The sequence below is a fragment of the Mycobacterium sp. JS623 genome, assembly GCF_000328565.1.
GTDB lineage: Bacteria > Actinomycetota > Actinomycetes > Mycobacteriales > Mycobacteriaceae > Mycobacterium.
Map to the genome: position 1 here is coordinate 5,854,584 of NC_019966.1, position 18,544 is coordinate 5,873,127.

The window sequence follows — 18,544 nt, forward strand, 5'->3', positions numbered from 1 at the left end:
GAAACCTGCTGTGGTAATGCGATTCTCTGTCTGCTCGCGGTCAGAGGTGACGGCGCTGGCGGGCGATTTCGGCCAGCACGACGCCCGCGGCTACCGAAGCATTGAGCGATTCCGTCGGCCCCGCCATCGGGATGGACACCACCGCGTCACAGTTCTCACGCACCAGCCGCGACAGTCCCTTGCCCTCGGATCCGACCACCACGACCATGGGGCCAGTGCAGTCGAGCTCGTCGATGGTGGTGTCGCCGTCCGCGTCGAGACCAACGACCTGCAACCCGGCGTCGGCCCAATTCTTCAGTGTCCGAGTGAGATTCGTCGCCCTGGCCACCGGAAGGCGGGCAGCTGCACCCGCACTGGTGCGCCACGCCACCGCGGTGACAGACGCCGACCGGCGCTGCGGGATCACCACCCCATGGCCGCCGAACGCGGCAACTGAGCGCACGATCGCGCCGAGGTTGCGAGGGTCGGAGATGTTGTCCAGCGCCACCATCAGCGCGGGCGCACCGTCCGTGGTCGCCTGGGCCAGCAGATCGTCGGGATGTGCGTACTGGTATGGCGGCACCTGCAGCGCGATGCCCTGATGCAGGCCGTTGGCGGCGATGCGATCCAGGTCGTGTCGCGGCACTTCCAGAATCGAGATGCCGGAATCCGCAGCCAGTTTCACCGACTCGGTGAGCCGCTCGTCGGCCTCCGCGCCGAGTACGACGTACAGCGCGGTGGCGGGCACCGCGGCCCGCAGACACTCGAGCACGGGATTGCGGCCCAGCACGATCTCGGTGTCGTCGGTCTTACGGCCCGGCCTCTGCTGCTGTCGCTGCGCCTTGGCCGCGCGCTTGGCGGCCGGGTGGTTGGGCCGCTGGTGCGCGGGTGGCGTCGCACCACGGCCCTCGAGCCCGCGGCGGCGCACACCGCCGGAGCCGACCGTCGGCCCCTTCTTGGTACCGGCTTTGCGCACCGCGCCCCGCCGACGAGAATTGCCAGCCATCTACTTCGTGTACCCGTCGAGTAGCGACCACTGCGGGCCGTCAGCGGTGTCGGTGACCTCGATGCCCGCTTCCTTGAGCCGATCGCGGATCGCGTCGGCCTCCGCCCAATCACGCCGCGCCCTGGCGTTCTCGCGTCGCTGGACCTCGGCCTGCACAAGGACATCGACGGCGGCCAGAGCGGCGGACGTCTCGTCGTGGGATTCCCACCGCTCGTCGAGCGGGTCGGCGCCAAGGATGCCCATCATCGCGCGGATCGACATCGCCTGCGCCAATGCTGTGTCGTGGTCGCCAGCATCCAAAGCCCGGTTTCCCTCGGCGCGGGCCGCATGCACCTCGGCCAATGCGATCGGCACCGACAGGTCATCGTCGAGCGCCGCGGCGAACTTCGGCGTCCACTCCCCCGGCACCACCGCGCCGACCCGATTGCGCACGCGGTGCAGAAAGTCCTCGATTCCGGTGTAGGCCTTGGCCGCATCCTGCAACGCATTCTCGGAGAACTCGAGCATCGAGCGGTAGTGCGCACTACCAAGGTAGTAGCGCAGCTCGGCGGCCCGAACTCGTTGCAGCACAGCGGGAATCGCGAGCACATTGCCCAGCGACTTACTCATCTTCTCCCCGCCCATGGTGACCCAGCCGTTGTGCAGCCAGAACCGGGCGAACGGGTCGCCAGCTGCCTCGGCCTGGGCGATCTCGTTCTCGTGGTGCGGGAACACCAAATCCATGCCGCCGGCGTGGATGTCGAACTCGGGGCCGAGGTACGCCTCACACATCGCCACGCATTCGGTGTGCCAGCCGGGCCTGCCCGGTCCCCACGGCGTCGGCCACGAGGGCTCACCGGGCTTGGCGCCCTTCCACAGCGTGAAGTCGCGCTCGTCTCGTTTGCCCTTGGCGACGCCCTCGCCCTGGTGCACGTCGTCGATCCTGTGGCCGGACAGTTTGCCGTAGTCCGGCAGGCTCAACACGTCGAAGTAGACGTCGCCAGCACCATCCCCGGAACCTGCGTAAGCGTGGCCGCGTTCAATCAGCCGCTCGATCAGCTCGACCATCTGGGTGATGTGGCCGGTGGCGCGGGGCTCAGCCGACGGCGCCAGCACGCCAAGCGCGTCGTAGGCGGCAGAAAACGCCCGCTCGTAGGTCGCCGCCCACTCCCACCACGGCCTGCCTGCGTCGGCGGCCTTGTTGAGGATCTTGTCGTCGATGTCGGTGACGTTGCGGATGAACGCGACGTCGTAGCCCTTGGCCATCAGCCAGCGTCGCAACACGTCGAACGCGACGCCGCTACGGACATGGCCGATGTGCGGCAACCCCTGCACGGTGGCGCCGCACAGATAAATCGAGGCATGGCCGGGCCGCAGCGGCACAAAATCGCGCACGGCACCCGCCATGGTGTCGTAAAGCCGCAAGCCGTCGGTCACCCCGACTTGCCGATCGCTCCGCTCACGACGGGCCAGCTTACCGGCACTATTCGGCGCGAATTACCAGTGCCGTCGCGATGGCCGCCAAACCTTCGCCGCGGCCGGTCAGTCCGAGGCCGTCGGTGGTCGTCGCGGACACCGAAACCGGGGCGTCCAGTAATTCGGAAAGAATTTTTTGCGCCTCGGTGCGTCGCGGGCCGATCTTGGGCCGATTGCCGATCACCTGGACGGCGGCGTTGCCGACGCGATAGCCCTCCGCAGTCAGCAGCTCCCGCACGTGCCGCAGCATGTCCGCACCGCTGGCGTCGCGCCATTGCGGGCGGCCGGTGCCGAACACTTCGCCGAGGTCACCGAGGCCCGCGGCGGACAACATCGCATCACATAACGCGTGCGACGCGACGTCGCCGTCGGAATGGCCTGCACAGCCGTCAGCCTCTTCGAACAACAGGCACAACAGCCAGCACGGCCGACCGGCTTCGATTGGGTGTACGTCGGTGCCGAGGCCGACCCTTGGCAGGATCACGGCTCTTCGCGCAAGCGGCTCATCGCCCCCGTCACGGGCCTTCAGGAGGCGGCGGCCAGGACCTCGTCGAGGATGATTGCCGCCTTGGCGTCATCCGTGTTCTCGGCAAGCGCGAGCTCGCCGACCAGGATCTGACGCGCCTTGGCCAGCATCCGCTTCTCGCCGGCAGACAGGCCACGCTCCTGGTCACGGCGCCACAGGTCACGAACAACCTCGGCGACCTTGTTCACGTCGCCGGACGCCAGCTTCTCGAGGTTGGCCTTGTACCGGCGCGACCAGTTCGTCGGCTCTTCGGTGTGCGGGGCGCGAAGCACCTGGAAAACCTTGTCGAGGCCCTCCTGCCCGACAACGTCCCGCACCCCGACATACTCTGCATTCTCTGCGGGCACTCGAACGGTGAGGTCTCCCTGGGCAACCTTCAAGACGAGGTATTCCTTTTGTTCGCCTTTGATGGTTCGGGTTTCGATCGCCTCGATCAACGCAGCACCGTGGTGTGGATAGACAACGGTGTCTCCGACCTTAAAAATCATCAGATACGAGCCCCTTTCACCCTTCAATGCTAACACGGGGCTCAGACAGGTGCCGATCAACTATGCAGGTCAGGGGCACCGAAGGTGAAGAGCAGGGGTTGACAGGGTGACGAAACCGTGCAAGAGCAGGGCTGCATGGCGAGCCATTTCTTGCGGCTCGGCGACCCCTTCGAGGTAGCTGCCGCGCGCCCCCGCGCCCTCAGCTACCGCCACCAACCGCCACCTACTACTGTGCATAGTCGAATCGAGAGCGGCCGCGCCACGGTCGCGTAGTCGGCCCAGCAGGAGGTTGCGCGTGAACCGCTTCATACTGGCCGCGTGCGGGGTCGCCGCCGCCGTCGCCCTTTCCGGTTGCGGCGCCGGTCAGGTGTCCCAGACCGCGACGCAGGAGCCTGCCGTCAACGGCACGCTCGCCACCGTGGGGCCGATCGCGCTGCGCAACATCCACCTGCGCGCCGCGCAGAGGACCGACTACGTCGAACCGGGCAGCGACGCAGAGCTGTTGTTCGTTGCTGCCAACAACTCACCGGACGTCAACGACAAACTGCTCTCGGTGAGCACCGACATCGGCACGGTCAGCCTGTCCGGCGACACCTCCGTACCCGCCAACGGCGTTCTCGTCGTCGGCGAGCCCGACGGTCAGATCGCGCCACTGGAGGCTGCCGAGAAGGCCGAGGCCGTCACGGCGAAGGTCGCGCTGTCGAAGCCGATCACCAACGGCCTGACCTACAAGCTCACGTTCACCTTCGAGAAGGCGGGCGAGACCTCTGTTCAGGTGCCGATCTCGGCCGGTGAACAGCCACGGCGCGAGGCCGCCGCGGAAGCCGGCGACACGGGCGGTCACCACTAAGGATCTGTCGGTCCGACCGGTTACGGTCACGGCGTGGCTAAAGCGCGTTCGCAGTACCGCTGCTCGGAATGCCACCACGTCACCCCGAAATGGGTTGGCCGGTGTCCTGATTGCGGCACCTGGGGCACCGTCGATGAAGTCGCGGTGCTGGCCGCGGTCAACGGCTCGGCAGCCCGTCGCGCGGTCGCGCCGACCTCTCCCGCGGTGCCGATCAGCTCGATCGACCCGGGCAACACCCGCCACTTCCACACTGGCGTCAGTGAATTGGACCGTGTGCTCGGCGGCGGTCTGGTCCCCGGCTCGGTGACTCTGCTCGCGGGTGACCCGGGCGTCGGCAAGTCGACACTGCTGCTCGAGGTCGCCCACCGCTGGGCACAGGCAGGCAGGCGCGCGCTGTACCTCTCCGGCGAGGAGTCCGCGGGCCAGATCCGGCTGCGCGCCGAACGTACGCGCTGCACCCACGACGAGGTCTACCTGGCCGCCGAATCGGATCTGCAGATGGCGCTCGGCCACATCGACCAGGTGCAGCCCAGCCTGGTGGTCGTCGACTCGGTGCAGACCATGTCCACCACGGAGGCCGACGGCGTCACCGGCGGAGTCACCCAGGTGCGGGCGGTCACGACGGCACTGACCATGACCGCCAAGACATCCGGCGTGGCAATGCTTCTCGTCGGCCACGTCACCAAGGACGGCGCGATCGCCGGGCCGCGCTCCCTTGAGCATCTCGTCGACGTGGTGCTGCACTTCGAGGGCGACCGCACGTCGGCCCTGCGAATGGTGCGCGGCGTGAAGAACCGCTTCGGCGCCGCCGACGAGGTCGGCTGTTTCCTGTTGCACGACAACGGAATTGAGTGCGTCGCCGACCCGTCGGGCCTGTTCCTGGACCAGCGGCCCAAGCCAGTGTCGGGCACCGCGGTGACGGTCACGCTCGACGGCAAACGACCGCTGATCGGCGAAGTGCAGGCACTGATCGGCTCGCCTGCCAGCGGTTCGCCGCGCCGGGCGGTCAGCGGCATCGATTCCTCGCGCGCAGCGATGATCACCGCGGTGCTGGAGAAGCGCGCCCGGCTGCCCGTCGGTACCAACGACATCTATCTGTCGACGGTCGGCGGCATGCGGCTGACCGACCCGTCCTCGGATCTGGCGGTGGCACTTGCGATCGCGTCCGCCTATACCGACCTTGCGATGCCCGCCAACGCCGTGGCGATCGGAGAGGTCGGGCTGGCAGGCGATTTGCGCCGGGTCAGCGGCATGGAACGCAGGCTCTCGGAGGCGGCCAGGCTGGGCTTCGGCTGCGCCATCGTGCCCGCCGGCGTCACGTCGGTGCCTACGGGATTGCGGGCCCTGCCCGCCGACAACATTCAGACGGCGTTGCGGGTGCTCAGGGAGATCAGTCAGACTTGACGCCGGCCCATTCCTAGGGAGGCGCGATGGCCGTCAAGGCGAGCGGCAGGTCGAGCCGCACCGTGGTGCAGCTGGCGCGGCCCACCCTGCGGGAGACCATCGCGCGGCTGGCGCCAGGGACCGCGCTGCGCGACGGGCTCGAGCGCATCCTTCGCGGGCGCACCGGCGCGCTGATCGTGATCGGCTACGACGACAGCGTCGAGGGCATCTGCGACGGCGGCTTCGAGCTCGACGTCCGCTACGCGCCGACCCGACTGCGCGAGCTGTCCAAGATGGACGGCGCTGTCATCTTGTCCACCGACGGCGGCCGCATCGTCCGGGCCAACGTGCAGCTGGTGCCCGACCCGTCGATCCCCACCGAGGAGTCCGGTACCCGGCACCGGTCGGCCGAGCGCACCGCAATCCAGACCGGCTATCCGGTCATCTCGGTCAGCCACTCGATGAGCATCGTCACGGTGTACGTCGCAGGCGAGCGTCACGTGATCCCGGATTCGGCGGCCATCTTGTCGCGCGCCAACCAGACCATCGACACGCTGGAGCGCTACAAGACCCGGCTCGACGAAGTCAGCCGTCAGCTGTCCACCGCCGAGATCGAAGACTTCGTGACCCTGCGCGACGTGATGACCGTCGTGCAGCGCCTGGAGATGGTGCGCCGCATCAGCCTCGAAATCGACTCGGACGTGGTCGAATTAGGCACCGACGGACGTCAGCTCAAGCTGCAGCTGGAGGAACTCGTCGGCGACAACGACACCGCCCGCGAGCTGATCGTGCGCGACTACCACGCCAACCCCGATCCCCCGACCGCCGCTCAAGTCAGTGCCACGCTCGAGGAGCTCGACTCGCTTTCGGACAACGAACTTCTCGACTTCACCACGCTGGCAAGGGTTTTCGGCTATCCGTCGACGGCAGAAGCGCAGGACTCCGCGATGAGCTCGCGCGGCTACCGCGCGATGGCGGGCATCCCGCGATTGCAGTTCGCTCACGTCGACCTGCTGGTGCGGTCATTTGGCTCGCTACAAGGACTGCTGGCCGCAACGTCTGACGACCTGCAATCGGTGGAAGGCATTGGTTCGATGTGGGCACGCCACATCCGGGAAGGCCTGTCGCAGCTTGCCGAGTCGACGATCGCCGATCGGCTGGCTTAGTCCAAGACCGCCGTCGCTTCCAGCTCGATGAGATGTTCGGGGTCGTCGAGCGCCGATTCAGTGTCCCCGCACCGGGGTATCACCCACGCGGATGTAGGGCAACGGGGTGATCGTGATGGTGCGCTGGCTTGATCGGCTGCAGCGACGAAGCCGCGCGGCGGGATTCGTCATCGCGGTGATCTACAAGTACGTCGACGATCAAGGCAGCTACCTGGCAGCGCTGATCACCTACTACGCGTTCCTGTCGCTGTTTCCCCTGCTCTTGCTGCTGACCACGACGTTGGGCGTCGTACTTGCCGGACATCCCGACTTGCAACAACAGGTGCTGACGTCCACGCTGCGCCAATTCCCGGTGATCGGCGATCAGCTCAGCGAACCCCGCAGGCTCAGCGGTGGGCCGGGCGGGGTCGCCGTCGGCATTGCCGTTGCCTTATACGGCGGTTTGGGAATCGGGCAGGCGATCCAGAACGCGATGGACTCCGTGTGGGCCGTGCCGCGCAACATCCGACCAGATCCGCTGCGATCGCGTCTGCGTAGTCTGGTGATGCTCATCGTGCTGGGCTCCGCGGCGATCGCGTCCACGGTGATCTCGTCGATCGGGCATGTCACCGACTCGTTCGGGATCCTCAGCAAGGCGGGGCTTGTGCTGGCGGCCGTGGCGATCAACGCGGCGGTCTGCGTGGTGCTGTTCAAGGTGACCACCGCCCACGAGCTGACGTGGGGCGACGTCTTGCCCGGTGCACTCATCGCTGCTGTCATCTGGCAACTGTTGCAGTGGTTCGGAGCCGGCTACGTCTCCCACACCGTGAAGACCGCCAGCGCCACCAACAGCATCTTCGCGCTGGTACTCGGTCTGCTGGCGTTTCTGTATCTGGTCTCGATCAGCCTGGTGCTGTGCGCGCAAGTCAACGTGGTTCGCGCGAAACGGCTCTATCCGAGGTCGCTGCTGACCCCGTTCACCGACAACGTCGAGCTCACCCGCGCGGACCGCCGGACGTACACCGGTCGGGCAAAAGCAGAGCGGGCCAAGGGATTTCAGCACGTCCGAGTCACATTCGACGAGCCGGAGAACAAGCCTGGATCGTCACCGCCCATCGAGCACTGACGGGATCATCGAACCTCTACTCGAGGCCGTTTCGGAGCAACTCCCACGCGAGGCGGCGAGCTTCGGCGGCCCTGGTCTGCATGATCCGCTGCACGGTCCTGATCGAATCCGCCTTCGGCGTGCGGCCGTCGACCACGGCGTCGTGGACGTCCTCTGCGACCCGGATCGCCATCACCGCGGCCTCGTTCACTTGGTTCAGCGAACGATGCAGGCGGTCATCTTCGATGAGGACGTTGGCGTTGCTGACCTCGACGGAAAAGTCGTTCACCACCCGACTGATCTGCTCGAAGATCGGGTTCATCGCCTGCTCGCGCTCGTCGCGGTCCTCGATGCGCAGGATGCGGGCGCCCTCGTTCCACAGCGTGGCGAGCATCTGGGTGTGCCCGTTGACGGCTCGCGACACCTCGACCATCGCCTGCTTCTGAAGCTGATTGAGCAGATGCATGCGCTCGACACGGGCCAGCTCCCGCTGCGCCTCCACCTCCGCGCGGAACACCTTTTCGCGGGCTTCCATCTCGACCCTGTGCAACGCCTGCGTCATCGCGATCTCGCGTGCTGTCCGCTCCTCGGCGGCTACCAGTTCGATGCGCAGTCGTTCGGCCGCCGCCGCGGCGTGCTGATTGGCCTGGCGCTGAACGGTGAGCGTCTGCCACATGGTCACAAGCGCGACACAGAATACGGCCGCACCGAAGAACCACTCCGCCTTGGCCCCGAGTTCGCCGCGGCTGAAGAAGATGAACCACGCGATCGCGAGAAAGCTCGCGGCGCCGCAAGCAAACCAACCGATGGTGTGCCAACCCTGCCGACGGGGTTCAGGGCTAACCGGCGCGGGAGGAGGTGGCGTCAGGGCCGCGAGTGCGTCCACCCCTTGAAGCGCCGAATCTTCGGTGGCCCTACCGGATTGCACCAGACCGGTCATTGGCGACCTCCGTTCACGCGAGCCTGCGGCCATGCCCGTTCAGACTAGGGCCGCACCGGTCGAGCCGTCTGCCCGGGACCGCTAGGGTCAACCCGTACTCACTGCTATCGGATTGACCCGCTAGAGAATTGAGGGCCCATGGCACTACCCGTTTCACAGGAAGGTGATTCGGCGATCATCGTCGACCTCTCCGAGGCGGCGATGCACATGTACACGGCAGCCATCGACGCGTTGCCCTTCCAAGAGGACAGGAAATTCCACAAACGCGCCGAGGTGGTCTTGGAGGGCCTGCGAAAGTTGCGGGCGGCGCTGACCGATGCGGCAAGTACACCCAGGCCCTCATCCGCGGTCATCGTCGCGCTGAGCAATGTGCGGCGGCGCTACGAGTCTCTGGTCGAGCACGCCGCGGCGGCGCCGGGATCGCGCCTTGGCCTTCAGATGTATGCCACCCGCATCCACGCCAAGCTCTCTGCCACCGAAGTCGAAAACGGGGCGGGACTTCGCACCGGTCTGCTCGACGAGCTTGAGGCCGGGGCAACTCCCACCGAAGAGGAAGCGGAGAGGATCACCGAGGCGATCGCCGCTCTCGGCGGTGTGCCCGGAACCGAGCACCTGCGACCGCACGTGCCGGCGCCTGAGACCACGGCTGACGAGCCCGAGGAGTCACACGTCAACGGCTGGAACGAAGAACTCGTCGAAAACGCTGGCTAGCCACCCTGCGGCGGTGCCGGAGCCGGCTGGTTTTGCGGCATCTGCTCGCCCGGTGGGGGCGCGGCCGCAGCAGGCGCGAGCATGAACGGCACGGTCGCCGACCGCAGGTTGCCCAGCTGCACGACGAGGTTGTACGTGCCAGGCCCGATCGGCTGACGCGGCAAGGGGCACTGCGGAGCTGAGCCCATCCCCGTCCAGGTCACCTCGGTCGTCACCTGCTCACCGGGTTGGAACGTCTTGACCAGCGTCTCGTTTGACGGCGCACAGTCGAGGTTCGACCACAGCCGCTGGTTGTCCAGCGAATAGACGTAGGCGGCCAGCACCGCGGCACCAACGTCGCGCCGGCACGCGACAAGTCCGATGTTCGTGACGACCATGGTGAACTTCGGCTGATCGCCCACGACGTACTGCGGCTGGTTGGTGATGCCCTTGACTGCGAGCGTGGAGTCGGGGCAGTCGTCGCCTTCCTTGAGCACCGGCGGCGGCACTACGGCAGCCGTCGGTGTTGGTGTCGGTGGCGGGGCCTGTTGGGCCGGCGGCATCACCGGGGTCTTGACCTCGGGATTCTCCCCGGGAAGCGGGGTCGGCGCGGCCGCCTGAGCGGGCGTCGGCTTCTCGGCGGGCTTGCTTGGGCTGGTCGTGCTGTTCATCACGATCATCACCACGACCGCGGCGACGACGCCGACGACGAGGACCGCTATGCCCAGCGCGAGTGCCCTGCGGCGCCAGTAAATCTGCGTCGGTAGCGGGCCATGCGGTTCTAGATCCAGCACAACTTCACGGTAAGGGCAGGTCATGCTGCCTCGTCCGAGGTGACTCGGCGTGTCGGCGATGAGCGCTTGCGCGAAGAGCAGAAATCCGCGATGAGCGCTTGCGCGAAGAGCAGAAATCCGCGGGTTCAGGCTTCGCCGATGTCGCCCAGATGATCGCGCAGCACCACCTTGCCGTCGGCCAAGTGGTAGGTGAGGCCGACGATCGCCACTGTCCCCGCCGCGAGCCGTTCGGCGATGGCTGCCGACCGAATCCGCAGTTGGCTGACGGTGTCGTTGACGTGCCGTGTTTCGAACTCATCGACCCGCGTCAAGCCGGCGTGGCGGCCCTGCAAGACGGTGGGCGTGATGCGTTCCACGATGTCGCGCACATACCCGTCAGGCACCTCGCCGTCGTCGAGCACGGACAACGTCGCCTTCACCGCGCCGCAGCTGTCATGGCCCAGCACGACGATCAGCGGCACATTCAGCACCGTCACCGCGTACTCCACGGATCCAAGCACCGCGGAATCGATGACGTGGCCGGCGGTGCGCACCACGAACATGTCGCCGAGACCCTGGTCGAAGATGATCTCGGCGGCCACTCGGCTGTCGGCGCAGCCGAACACCACCGCGGTTGGCTTTTGTCCCTCGGCGAGGCTGGCGCGGTGGTCGATGCTCTGGCTGGGGTGTTCGGGCTTGCCGGCGACGAATCGCTCGTTACCCTCCTTGAGTGCTTTCCACGCGGTCACTGGATTCGTGTTGGGCATGGCCGACATTGTGCAGGAATATCAGGCTGTGATCGATTCGCGTGAGTTATCACGCTGGTACGCGCACGCACAGCGCGAGCTGCCGTGGCGTCGACCAGGCGTGACCCCGTGGCAGATCCTGGTCAGCGAGTTCATGCTGCAGCAGACGCCGGTTTCGCGAGTCGAGCCGATCTGGCTGGCCTGGGTGGATCGCTGGCCGACGCCTTCGGCGACCGCGACGGCCAGTGCGGCCGATGTGCTGCGGGCCTGGGGCAAGCTCGGTTACCCGCGACGGGCCAAGCGGCTCCACGAATGCGCGACGGTGATTGCCGAGCAGTTTGACGGTCGGGTGCCCTCCGATGTCGAGACGCTGTTGACGCTGCCGGGGATCGGCGCCTACACCGCACGCGCCGTCGCTTGTTTCGCTTATCAACAGCGGGTGCCGGTCGTCGACACGAATGTGCGCCGGGTGGTCGCGCGGGCGGTGCATGGAAGGGCCGACGCGGCCGCCTCTTCGTCACCGCGCGACCTCGACGACGTCGCCGCGCTGTTGCCGAACAATGCCGGCGCACCGCAGTTTTCGGCGGCGCTGATGGAACTGGGTGCGACGGTGTGCACTGCTCGCTCACCGAAGTGTGGTGTCTGCCCGTTGAGCGCGTGCGCATGGCGTTCGCGCGGCTATCCGGCCGGCACCGAGGCCCGCCGCGTACAGAAGTACGCGGGCACGGATCGTCAGGTCCGAGGCCGGCTGCTGGATGTGTTGCGCGGCAACGACTCTCCGGTGACACGCGCCGAACTTGACGTGGCGTGGTTGGCCGATACCGCGCAACGCGACCGGGCGTTGGATTCGTTGCTCGTCGACGGGTTGGTCGAGCAGACCACCGATGGTCGGTTCGCACTGGCGGGCGAGGGTGACTAGTCGACAGGAACCCAGCGTCGGGCCGCCCTCGCCAGCAGCGATGGCTTGAACCGCCAGGTGTCTACATCCGCGACATCCCATGCATACGTGGGGGTTTCACCATCCAACAGCGCGCGAAGGCCGGGCAGGCACAACTCAGTCGCAGACCAGTCGTAGAGCAAGCGGAGCCGCGGTTGGATGACCCCGACGTCGAGCAAGCGACCGAAGCCATGCTCGGCGTTGATGTAGGTGTCGACGTCATCACCGAGTGGATAGCTGTCGGGGAGCACTCGTGACAACGACATGAAGATGCCCGTCATGCCGACGCGCGGATCGCCTGCCCGACGACCAAGCGGCGCAAGCCAACCCAGGGCCAGGCGTGGCGCAGCCACCAGGGCGTGCGCGAACAGCACACGAACCAGAACCACGTTGATGAAGAACCGCTCGACCCGTCGTTCCGCTTTCGCGAGTTCCTCGTGAGCCAAGTAACCACCGACGATGCTCACGTTGTGGGCCCGATACCAATTGCGCGCGGTTGGCGAACGGATGAAGTCGAGGTGCGCCGTCACGCCGGGCCCGCTGGCCTCACCGGTGTAACCGAATGCGAACGCGCGGGCTTCGGCCGTATCGCGCAGCAGACCTTCGTTCACCGTCCGCCACCACGGGCTGCCCGGGCGGGGGTCGCCAGGCGGGTTCAGCAGCCCACGGCGCAGTTGCCAACCCATGAACGCCGACGCCGCCCGCCGATACGGAAGATAGCCGCGGTCCACACCACGGGGCACTTCATACAGCCGGCGCAGCAACGCCAACCGGGCCGCCGGATCGTCCCGGACACTGTTTATGGCCGAACGGGCATAAGCCACAGCGCAATTGCGCGACACCGCTCGATTGTGTCATCAGTGGCATTAGCCTGGGGCTGTGGCGCAGGTGCTGCGTACCCGCTACGCGAGCTGTGGGGACATCGACATCGCCTACCAGGTCGTCGGGGACGGCCCGAGTGACCTCCTCGTGCTGTCGGGGCCGTTCATTCCGGTCGATTCGATCGATGGCGATCCGTCGTTCTACCGCTTTCACCGGCGGCTTGCCTCCTTCAACCGGGTGATCCGGTTCGATCACCGCGGAATCGGCCTCTCCTCACGAGTGCCATCGATGGACGTAGTCGGACCCAAGTTCTGGGCTGAGGATGCGATCGCCGTGATGGATGCCGTGGGCTGCGAGAAGGCAGCGGTCCTGGCACCGAGCTTCTCCGCCATGACAGGGGTAGTGCTGGCCGCCGATTATCCGGAGCGGGTACGCAGTCTTCTGATCATCAATGGCACGCCGCGTTTGGTGCGCGCGCCCGACTACCCAGTGGGTGCGGACCTCGGCGCGGCCAACCCGTTCATGACCGTCGCCCTCGAACCGGATGCGGTCGAGCAAGGTTTCGACACGCTCAGATTTGTCGCCCCGACGGTCGCCGACGACGACGCGTTTCGCACGTGGTGGGATCTGGCAGGCAACCGGGCGGCGTCGCCGAGCATGGCTCGTGCGCTGACGAGGCTCGTCGCAGCCGCCGATGTCCGCGACGAGCTACCGCGCGTCTCCGCGCCAACGCTGATTGTGCATCGCGAAGACGCGATCTTCATCCCGGCAGGGCACGGTCGATATCTCGCCGAGCACATCGCGGGCGCACGCTACGTCGAGCTGCCGGGAGCCGACTCGCTGTACTGGGTTGGCGACAGCGGACCGATGCTCGACGAGATCGAGGAATTCATCACCGGCGTGCGGGGCGGTGCCGACACCGAACGTGTACTCACCACAATCCTTTTCACCGACATCGTCGGGTCAACCGAACGCGCCGCGGCGCTCGGCGACGACCGATGGCACGCCCTCCTCGACAATCACGACACTGTGATCCGCCATGAACTCGTGCGGTTCCGCGGACGCGAAGTCAACACGGTCGGTGATGGATTCGTCGCGATCTTCACCAGCCCCAGCCTTGCGCTCGACTGTGCCGATTCGATCGTCGACGCCGTGCGCCCGCTCGGGATCGAGGTGCGCGTGGGCATCCACGCGGGTGAAGTCGAGGTGCGCGGCGACGACATCGCGGGCATGGCGGTGCATATCGGAGCCCGAGTCTCGGCGCTGGCGGGACCGAGCGAGGTGCTCGTGTCATCGACGGTGCGCGAGATCGTCACCGGTTCGAGGCGGAAATTCGAGGACCGCGGCGACTACGACCTCAAGGGGGTGCCGGGGCGCTGGCGGGTGCACGCGCTCGTCCGCCAGGACGCGCCCGTCAGGCGGTAGCCGCCTCCTCGCACGGGCCACCGCAGGCGAACCGGCGGCGGTAATCCGACGGTGTCACGCCGATTACCCTGCGGAAGTGATGGCGCAGCAGCGTCGCGGTGCCGAAGCCGGATCGGTCGGCGATCCTGTCGATGTCGAGGTCGGTCTCCTCGAGCAGTCGACGCGCATACAGCACCCGCTGATCGGTGACCCATTGCATTGGGGTGCGACCGGTCTCCTCGACGAACCGACGGGCAAAAGTGCGCGCCGACATGTTCACCCTGCGGGCCAGCGTAGCGACGGTGAGCGGCTTGTCGAGGTTGCTCAGCACCCAATCCAGGTGTGGCGCAAAGCCTTCTGAGCATCGCACCGGGATGGGTTGGTCGATGTACTGACGCTGCCCACCGTCGCGCTGCGGAGGCACCACCATCCTGCGCGCGATCGTGTTGGTGACCTCGCTGCCCAGCTCGCGCCGCACCAGGTGCAGGCAGGCGTCGATGCCGGCCGCGGTGCCCGCGCTGGTGATCAAGTTGCCGTCGTCGACGAACAGCACGTTGCGGTCGACCTTGGCGGTCGGATACATCTGGGCCAGTTCGTCGGCGTGCATCCAGTGCGTGGTGCACGGTCTGCCGTCGAGCAGGCCCGCGGCACCGGCGAGGAAGGCGCCCGAGCACACCGTCAGGATGATCGAGCCGGAATCGGCGGCCTTCCGGACCGCCTCGAGGGCTTCCGGCAGGTATCCGCCGTATTGACTGCTGATCGCGGGGATCGCGACCAGGTCAGCGCCCACGAGGTCGTCGAGACCGTGATCAGGGGTGATAGCGGCGCCGACGGACGTCCGGAGCGCCTTGCCCGGCTCCGGCCCGCAGACCTTGAAATCGAAGTTCGGTACACCGTCCGCCGAGCGGTCGATACCGAAGACCTCACAGATCACGCCGAACTCAAAAATCGCTAGACCGTCCAGCACCAGCGCAGATACGCTCTTTAATGCCATGGCAGCATTTTATCGCAAGGTGTCCTTCCTGCCACTGTTGGCGGGATCTTTATCAGCGGAGCATTACTGCCATGACCACTGCACTCGCATTCCTCATCCTGATCGCCCCCTTCGCGGTGGCAGCGGCGCTCAGCTGGGCCGCCCATCGCACCGACTCGCTTCGTATCCGCTTCGATCAGTTCCGGTGGTCCGCCCCGATGGTCGGCCGGCTGTTCGAGGACGACCGCGACGGCTTCCGCGTCGCACACGACGTCGATGCGATCCGCTCTCGGTTTGAGAAGCAACCGTTTTGGCCCGCCTCAGGCGCCACCGGCGAGCGTCGCTAGGAACGTCTCGACAGCCTCCCGATAGACCGCAGGCGCGTCATCGTGGATCAGGTGACCGGCGCCGGGCACGTGCAAATACGTTGCCCGGTAGCCGGTTTCGGCCATTCTGCGCATCTGCCCACCCGGAGTCACTGAATTGCCCGCCTCCAAAAGCAAAGCAGGAACCCGCACCGCCGCCCACTGCGACCAGTAGTCGCGGGTGCCCCACTCGGCAGCGATTTCGATCCACGTCTTGGTGTGGCCATGCAGCCGCCAGCCCGTCGCGGTCCTGTCGAACGCCTCGAGGAAGTACTGACCGGCAACCGGCCCGAACTCGTCGTAAACCTGTTGCGCCGTTGCGAATTCGACCGGGAGCGCGTGCAGCCACGGTTCCCACGGACCGGTGGTGCGGCCGCGAAAGTCCGGTGCCATGTCCTCGATCACCAGTGCGCTGACAAGGTCCGGCCGCTGCCCGGCCAGACACCACGAATGCAGCGCCCCCATCGAATGGCCGACCAGCACGGCGGGGCCGCCCAGCCCGGCCACCGCGTCACCGAGGTCGGAGACGAACCGCTCGGTGCTGATCGGATACGGGTCGGCGACGTCGCGGCCGCGGTGCCATGGTGCGTCGTAGGTGTAGACCGCCCCGAGCCGCCTCAGCCACGGCAGCTGGCGCGACCACGTGCTGCCCCGCCCCATCAGCCCATGCACCAGGACCAGCGGATCACCCTCGCCACCGCGAGGGGTCAGCAGGTCGGGGGCCATGGGTGCGCACGGTAACCTAGCGAGATGCCCGTGGTGAAGATCAACGCAATCGAGGTCCCGCCCGACGCCGGCCCGGAACTGGAGAAGCGGTTCGCACACCGTGCACACGCGGTCGACAACCAGCCCGGTTTCCTCGGCTTCCAACTGCTGCGCCCGGTCAAGGGCGAAGACCGCTACTTCGTCGTCACGCAGTGGGAATCCGAAGAGGCGTTCCAGGCGTGGGCGACCGGCCCCGCCATCGAGGCGCACAAGGGTCAGGCCGCGAACCCGGTGGCCACGGGGGCGTCGCTCCTCGAGTTCGAGGTAGTCCTAGACGTTGCGGGCGCCAAGTCGTAGCGGGCGCGCCGCGGCCACGGTTTCGGTCGCGGGTGCGCTCGTTGTCGCGCTGGCGTGCGGCTGTACCACTGCTGCGGCACCCGCTCCGGTAGCGGATGTCACGTACGGCGTGCCGATCGAGATCAACACGCCCCAGGGTCTGCGGGCCAAGCAGACCATCGACATGCTCAACTCCGACTGGCCGATCGGAACCGTTGGGGTTGCCACCATGGCCGCCGCAGACCAGGTCAACGGCGTCACCTCGGCGATGGGCAATCTCTGGCTGGATCGGCCGATCACCGTCTCGGGCATCGAGATCGGCGCGGGCCAGGCGAAGCTGCACACGCTGACGTCCTACGGGGCCGCGCAGGATATCGAATTACGCACCAACGCTGACGGCTTCGTCGATCGGTTCGCGGTGACGCTGCAACCGCCGAAGATCACGAACTGGCGCGACATCGACGCCGTGCTGGCGAATTCGGGTGCGCGATATTCGTATCAAGTCTCAAAAGTCAACGACGGCAAGTGTGTTCCGCTGGCGGGTACCAACCCCGAACTGTCGCTTCCCCTGGCGTCGATCTTCAAACTGTATGTGCTGCTTGCGGTTGCCGATGCCGTCAAGGCCGGAACCCTGCAATGGACCGACCAACTCACGATCACCGACGAAGCCAAAAAGGTCGGATCCGCCACTCTGAACGAACTGCCCTCGGGCACCCAGGTTTCCGTGCGCAAGGCAGCCCAGGAGATGATTTCCGCGAGCGACAACATGGCCACCGATCTGTTGATCGAGCGACTGACCCCTAGGGCCATCGAACGTGCCCTGGTGACCGCGGGCCACCACGACCCGGCCAGCATGACACCGTTCCCCACCATGCACGAACTGTTCTCGATCGGCTGGGGGAAACCGGACCTGCGCGAGCAGTGGAAGGAAGCTACCCCGCAGGTTCGCGCTCAACTGCTGGAGCAGACGAATTCGCGCCCCTACGAACCAGATCCGACACGCACCAGTTCGCCCGCTTCAGCCTATGGCGCCGAATGGTACGGCAGCGCCGCCGACATCTGCCGGGTACACGCCGCGCTGCAGGCCGCCGCGGTCGGTGCGGCGGCGCCGGTGAAGGACATCCTGTCACACGTCCCCGGCATCGACTTGGACAGGTCTAAGTGGCCGTACATCGGCGCCAAGGCAGGAAACCTGCCCGGTGACATGACATTCAGCTGGTATGCGGTGGACCGCACAGGCCAGCCCTGGGTGGTCAGCTTCCAGGCGAACTGGCCAAGTTTCCGAAGCAATACCGCGGCGGGCTGGCTATTGTCGATCGCCAAGCAGGCATTCGGTCTGATTCCCGTCGCCTGACCTACAGGCTCGAACGTAGCGTCCAGGCGTGCCCGCGGAAGTGCAATACCGTGCGGCTGACCGGCGCAATGTCGATGCGCCAGAACGACTTTGGCGGCGCGTTCAGCACCACCAGGATCGCGGCACGGACCACCGCGGGGTGCGTGACAGCGACCAGCCGGGTACGACGGCTGGTCAGCGAGTCCATCCACCCGGATACCCGGTCGATCAGCTCGACGACCGTCTCACCACCGTGCGGCGCCCGCGTCGGGTCGGTGAGCCAGATCGCGAGATCGTCGGACTGCACTCCGCCCACCACATCGCCGCGCCAGCGGCCACAGTCCAGATCCGCCAACCGGTCGTCGACGGTCGCGCGCAGCCCGAGCAGTTCGGCGGTCTGTCTCGTCCGCTTCTCCGGTCCGCAGTACGCGCTGTCGTTGACGCCGAGATCGATCGACGCGTCGACCTGGCGATGCCCGAGTGCGTTGAGCGGTTCGTCGGTGGGAAATCGTCCGGCCGCCATCGCGTCGGTCATTGCATGCGACACGAGGGTCAGCCGGACGACCTCACTCATGCTTCGGCT

20 protein-coding genes and 1 pseudogene are annotated in these 18,544 nt (G+C 66.7%); 10 read left to right on the forward strand and 11 right to left on the reverse strand.

Annotated features, from left to right (window positions below; translation table 11 throughout):
* Positions 1–12 precede the first annotated feature (12 nt).
* The 4 genes and pseudogenes from rlmB to carD form a co-directional block, all read right to left on the reverse strand.
* Positions 13–985 (reverse strand): annotated as a pseudogene (gene rlmB, locus MYCSM_RS28410) (23S rRNA (guanosine(2251)-2'-O)-methyltransferase RlmB); the annotation flags it as partial.
* Entirely contained in the window at positions 986–2,401 is a 1,416-nt protein-coding gene (gene cysS, locus MYCSM_RS28415; protein ID WP_015309630.1) for a cysteine--tRNA ligase, read from the reverse strand.
* 46 nt (positions 2,402–2,447) lie between these two features.
* Complete coding sequence (gene ispF / locus MYCSM_RS28420; protein WP_015309631.1) at positions 2,448–2,924, reverse strand: 2-C-methyl-D-erythritol 2,4-cyclodiphosphate synthase; 477 nt, start codon at positions 2,922–2,924, stop codon at positions 2,448–2,450.
* 41 nt (positions 2,925–2,965) lie between these two features.
* Positions 2,966–3,454: an RNA polymerase-binding transcription factor CarD gene (carD, locus tag MYCSM_RS28425; RefSeq protein ID WP_015309632.1), complete on the reverse strand. Its 489-nt coding sequence runs from the start codon at positions 3,452–3,454 to the stop codon at positions 2,966–2,968.
* Between the two features lie 295 nt (positions 3,455–3,749).
* Here carD and MYCSM_RS28430 point away from each other — a divergent pair, with 295 nt between their 5' ends.
* From MYCSM_RS28430 to MYCSM_RS28445, 4 genes are all read left to right on the forward strand, one after another.
* Positions 3,750–4,304, forward strand: a complete 555-nt coding sequence (locus tag MYCSM_RS28430) for a hypothetical protein (protein WP_015309633.1) — start codon at positions 3,750–3,752, stop codon at positions 4,302–4,304.
* A 33-nt stretch (positions 4,305–4,337) separates the two neighbouring features.
* Positions 4,338–5,708 (forward strand): DNA repair protein RadA, encoded by a 1,371-nt coding sequence (gene radA, locus MYCSM_RS28435; RefSeq protein ID WP_015309634.1) that lies wholly within the window; start codon positions 4,338–4,340, stop codon positions 5,706–5,708.
* 26 nt (positions 5,709–5,734) lie between these two features.
* Positions 5,735–6,853, forward strand: a complete 1,119-nt coding sequence (gene disA / locus MYCSM_RS28440) for a DNA integrity scanning diadenylate cyclase DisA (RefSeq protein ID WP_015309635.1) — start codon at positions 5,735–5,737, stop codon at positions 6,851–6,853.
* 115 nt (positions 6,854–6,968) lie between these two features.
* A complete protein-coding gene (locus tag MYCSM_RS28445) occupies positions 6,969–7,958 on the forward strand; it encodes a YihY/virulence factor BrkB family protein (protein WP_015309636.1) in 990 nt (329 codons plus the stop codon).
* Positions 7,959–7,974: 16 nt separating this feature from the next.
* Here MYCSM_RS28445 and MYCSM_RS28450 read toward each other — a convergent pair whose 3' ends face one another.
* Positions 7,975–8,877 carry a hypothetical protein gene (locus MYCSM_RS28450; protein ID WP_015309637.1) on the reverse strand — a complete coding sequence of 301 codons (903 nt, stop codon included), beginning with the start codon at positions 8,875–8,877 and terminating at the stop codon, positions 7,975–7,977.
* A gap of 138 nt (positions 8,878–9,015) precedes the next feature.
* Between MYCSM_RS28450 and MYCSM_RS28455 the strand changes: the two genes are divergently transcribed.
* Positions 9,016–9,588, forward strand: coding sequence for a hypothetical protein (locus MYCSM_RS28455; RefSeq protein ID WP_015309638.1), 573 nt, complete (start codon positions 9,016–9,018; stop codon positions 9,586–9,588).
* Here MYCSM_RS28455 and MYCSM_RS28460 read toward each other — a convergent pair.
* Together MYCSM_RS28460 and MYCSM_RS28465 are read right to left on the reverse strand one after the other, a co-directional pair.
* Entirely contained in the window at positions 9,585–10,361 is a 777-nt protein-coding gene (locus MYCSM_RS28460) for a hypothetical protein (RefSeq protein WP_198344973.1), read from the reverse strand. The two genes, MYCSM_RS28455 and MYCSM_RS28460, sit on opposite strands and share 4 nt — an antisense overlap.
* A 125-nt stretch (positions 10,362–10,486) precedes the next feature.
* Positions 10,487–11,107, reverse strand: coding sequence for a carbonic anhydrase (locus tag MYCSM_RS28465; RefSeq protein WP_041312799.1), 621 nt, complete (start codon positions 11,105–11,107; stop codon positions 10,487–10,489).
* Here MYCSM_RS28465 and MYCSM_RS28470 point away from each other — a divergent pair.
* Positions 11,106–12,005 (forward strand): A/G-specific adenine glycosylase, encoded by a 900-nt coding sequence (locus MYCSM_RS28470; protein ID WP_085976585.1) that lies wholly within the window; start codon positions 11,106–11,108, stop codon positions 12,003–12,005. The two genes, MYCSM_RS28465 and MYCSM_RS28470, sit on opposite strands and share 2 nt — an antisense overlap.
* On the opposite strand, the gene MYCSM_RS28475 is transcribed toward MYCSM_RS28470, so the two are convergent.
* A complete protein-coding gene (locus MYCSM_RS28475) occupies positions 12,002–12,865 on the reverse strand; it encodes a hypothetical protein (protein WP_157681417.1) in 864 nt (287 codons plus the stop codon). The two genes, MYCSM_RS28470 and MYCSM_RS28475, sit on opposite strands and share 4 nt — an antisense overlap.
* A 37-nt stretch (positions 12,866–12,902) precedes the next feature.
* Here MYCSM_RS28475 and MYCSM_RS28480 point away from each other — a divergent pair, with 37 nt between their 5' ends.
* Positions 12,903–14,270 carry an adenylate/guanylate cyclase domain-containing protein gene (locus MYCSM_RS28480; RefSeq protein WP_015309643.1) on the forward strand — a complete coding sequence of 456 codons (1,368 nt, stop codon included), beginning with the start codon at positions 12,903–12,905 and terminating at the stop codon, positions 14,268–14,270.
* Here MYCSM_RS28480 and MYCSM_RS28485 read toward each other — a convergent pair.
* Positions 14,260–15,243 carry a GlxA family transcriptional regulator gene (locus tag MYCSM_RS28485; protein ID WP_015309644.1) on the reverse strand — a complete coding sequence of 328 codons (984 nt, stop codon included), beginning with the start codon at positions 15,241–15,243 and terminating at the stop codon, positions 14,260–14,262. The two genes, MYCSM_RS28480 and MYCSM_RS28485, sit on opposite strands and share 11 nt — an antisense overlap.
* Positions 15,244–15,314: 71 nt before the next feature.
* Here MYCSM_RS28485 and MYCSM_RS28490 point away from each other — a divergent pair, with 71 nt between their 5' ends.
* Entirely contained in the window at positions 15,315–15,569 is a 255-nt protein-coding gene (locus MYCSM_RS28490) for a hypothetical protein (RefSeq protein ID WP_015309645.1), read from the forward strand.
* Here MYCSM_RS28490 and MYCSM_RS28495 read toward each other — a convergent pair.
* Positions 15,543–16,313: an alpha/beta fold hydrolase gene (locus tag MYCSM_RS28495; protein ID WP_015309646.1), complete on the reverse strand. Its 771-nt coding sequence runs from the start codon at positions 16,311–16,313 to the stop codon at positions 15,543–15,545. The genes MYCSM_RS28490 and MYCSM_RS28495 overlap by 27 nt on opposite strands.
* Before the next feature lie 24 nt (positions 16,314–16,337).
* Here MYCSM_RS28495 and mhuD point away from each other — a divergent pair, with 24 nt between their 5' ends.
* Together mhuD and MYCSM_RS28505 are read left to right on the forward strand one after the other, a co-directional pair.
* Positions 16,338–16,649, forward strand: a complete 312-nt coding sequence (mhuD, locus tag MYCSM_RS28500; protein WP_015309647.1) for a mycobilin-forming heme oxygenase MhuD — start codon at positions 16,338–16,340, stop codon at positions 16,647–16,649.
* Complete coding sequence (locus MYCSM_RS28505) at positions 16,630–17,982, forward strand: serine hydrolase (protein ID WP_015309648.1); 1,353 nt, start codon at positions 16,630–16,632, stop codon at positions 17,980–17,982. The genes mhuD and MYCSM_RS28505 overlap by 20 nt, the downstream gene beginning before the upstream one ends.
* Position 17,983: 1 nt before the next feature.
* Here MYCSM_RS28505 and MYCSM_RS28510 read toward each other — a convergent pair whose 3' ends face one another.
* Complete coding sequence (locus tag MYCSM_RS28510) at positions 17,984–18,535, reverse strand: histidine phosphatase family protein (protein WP_015309649.1); 552 nt, start codon at positions 18,533–18,535, stop codon at positions 17,984–17,986.
* Between the last annotated feature and the right edge of the window lie 9 nt (positions 18,536–18,544).

Bases quoted from the DNA above. Each gene is read 5' to 3' on its own strand.
- carD (WP_015309632.1), bottom strand. From the start codon at position 3,454: ATGATTTTTAAGGTCGGAGACACCGTTGTCTATCCACACCACGGTGCT.
- disA (WP_015309635.1), top strand. From the start codon at position 5,735: ATGGCCGTCAAGGCGAGCGGCAGGTCGAGCCGCACCGTGGTGCAGCTG.
- MYCSM_RS28445 (WP_015309636.1), top strand. From the start codon at position 6,969: ATGGTGCGCTGGCTTGATCGGCTGCAGCGACGAAGCCGCGCGGCGGGA.
- MYCSM_RS28450 (WP_015309637.1), bottom strand. From the start codon at position 8,877: ATGACCGGTCTGGTGCAATCCGGTAGGGCCACCGAAGATTCGGCGCTT.
- MYCSM_RS28455 (WP_015309638.1), top strand. From the start codon at position 9,016: ATGGCACTACCCGTTTCACAGGAAGGTGATTCGGCGATCATCGTCGAC.
- MYCSM_RS28470 (WP_085976585.1), top strand. From the start codon at position 11,106: ATGGCCGACATTGTGCAGGAATATCAGGCTGTGATCGATTCGCGTGAG.
- MYCSM_RS28465 (WP_041312799.1), bottom strand. From the start codon at position 11,107: ATGCCCAACACGAATCCAGTGACCGCGTGGAAAGCACTCAAGGAGGGT.
- MYCSM_RS28485 (WP_015309644.1), bottom strand. From the start codon at position 15,243: ATGGCATTAAAGAGCGTATCTGCGCTGGTGCTGGACGGTCTAGCGATT.
- MYCSM_RS28490 (WP_015309645.1), top strand. From the start codon at position 15,315: ATGACCACTGCACTCGCATTCCTCATCCTGATCGCCCCCTTCGCGGTG.
- MYCSM_RS28495 (WP_015309646.1), bottom strand. From the start codon at position 16,313: ATGGCCCCCGACCTGCTGACCCCTCGCGGTGGCGAGGGTGATCCGCTG.
- mhuD (WP_015309647.1), top strand. From the start codon at position 16,338: ATGCCCGTGGTGAAGATCAACGCAATCGAGGTCCCGCCCGACGCCGGC.
- MYCSM_RS28510 (WP_015309649.1), bottom strand. From the start codon at position 18,535: ATGAGTGAGGTCGTCCGGCTGACCCTCGTGTCGCATGCAATGACCGAC.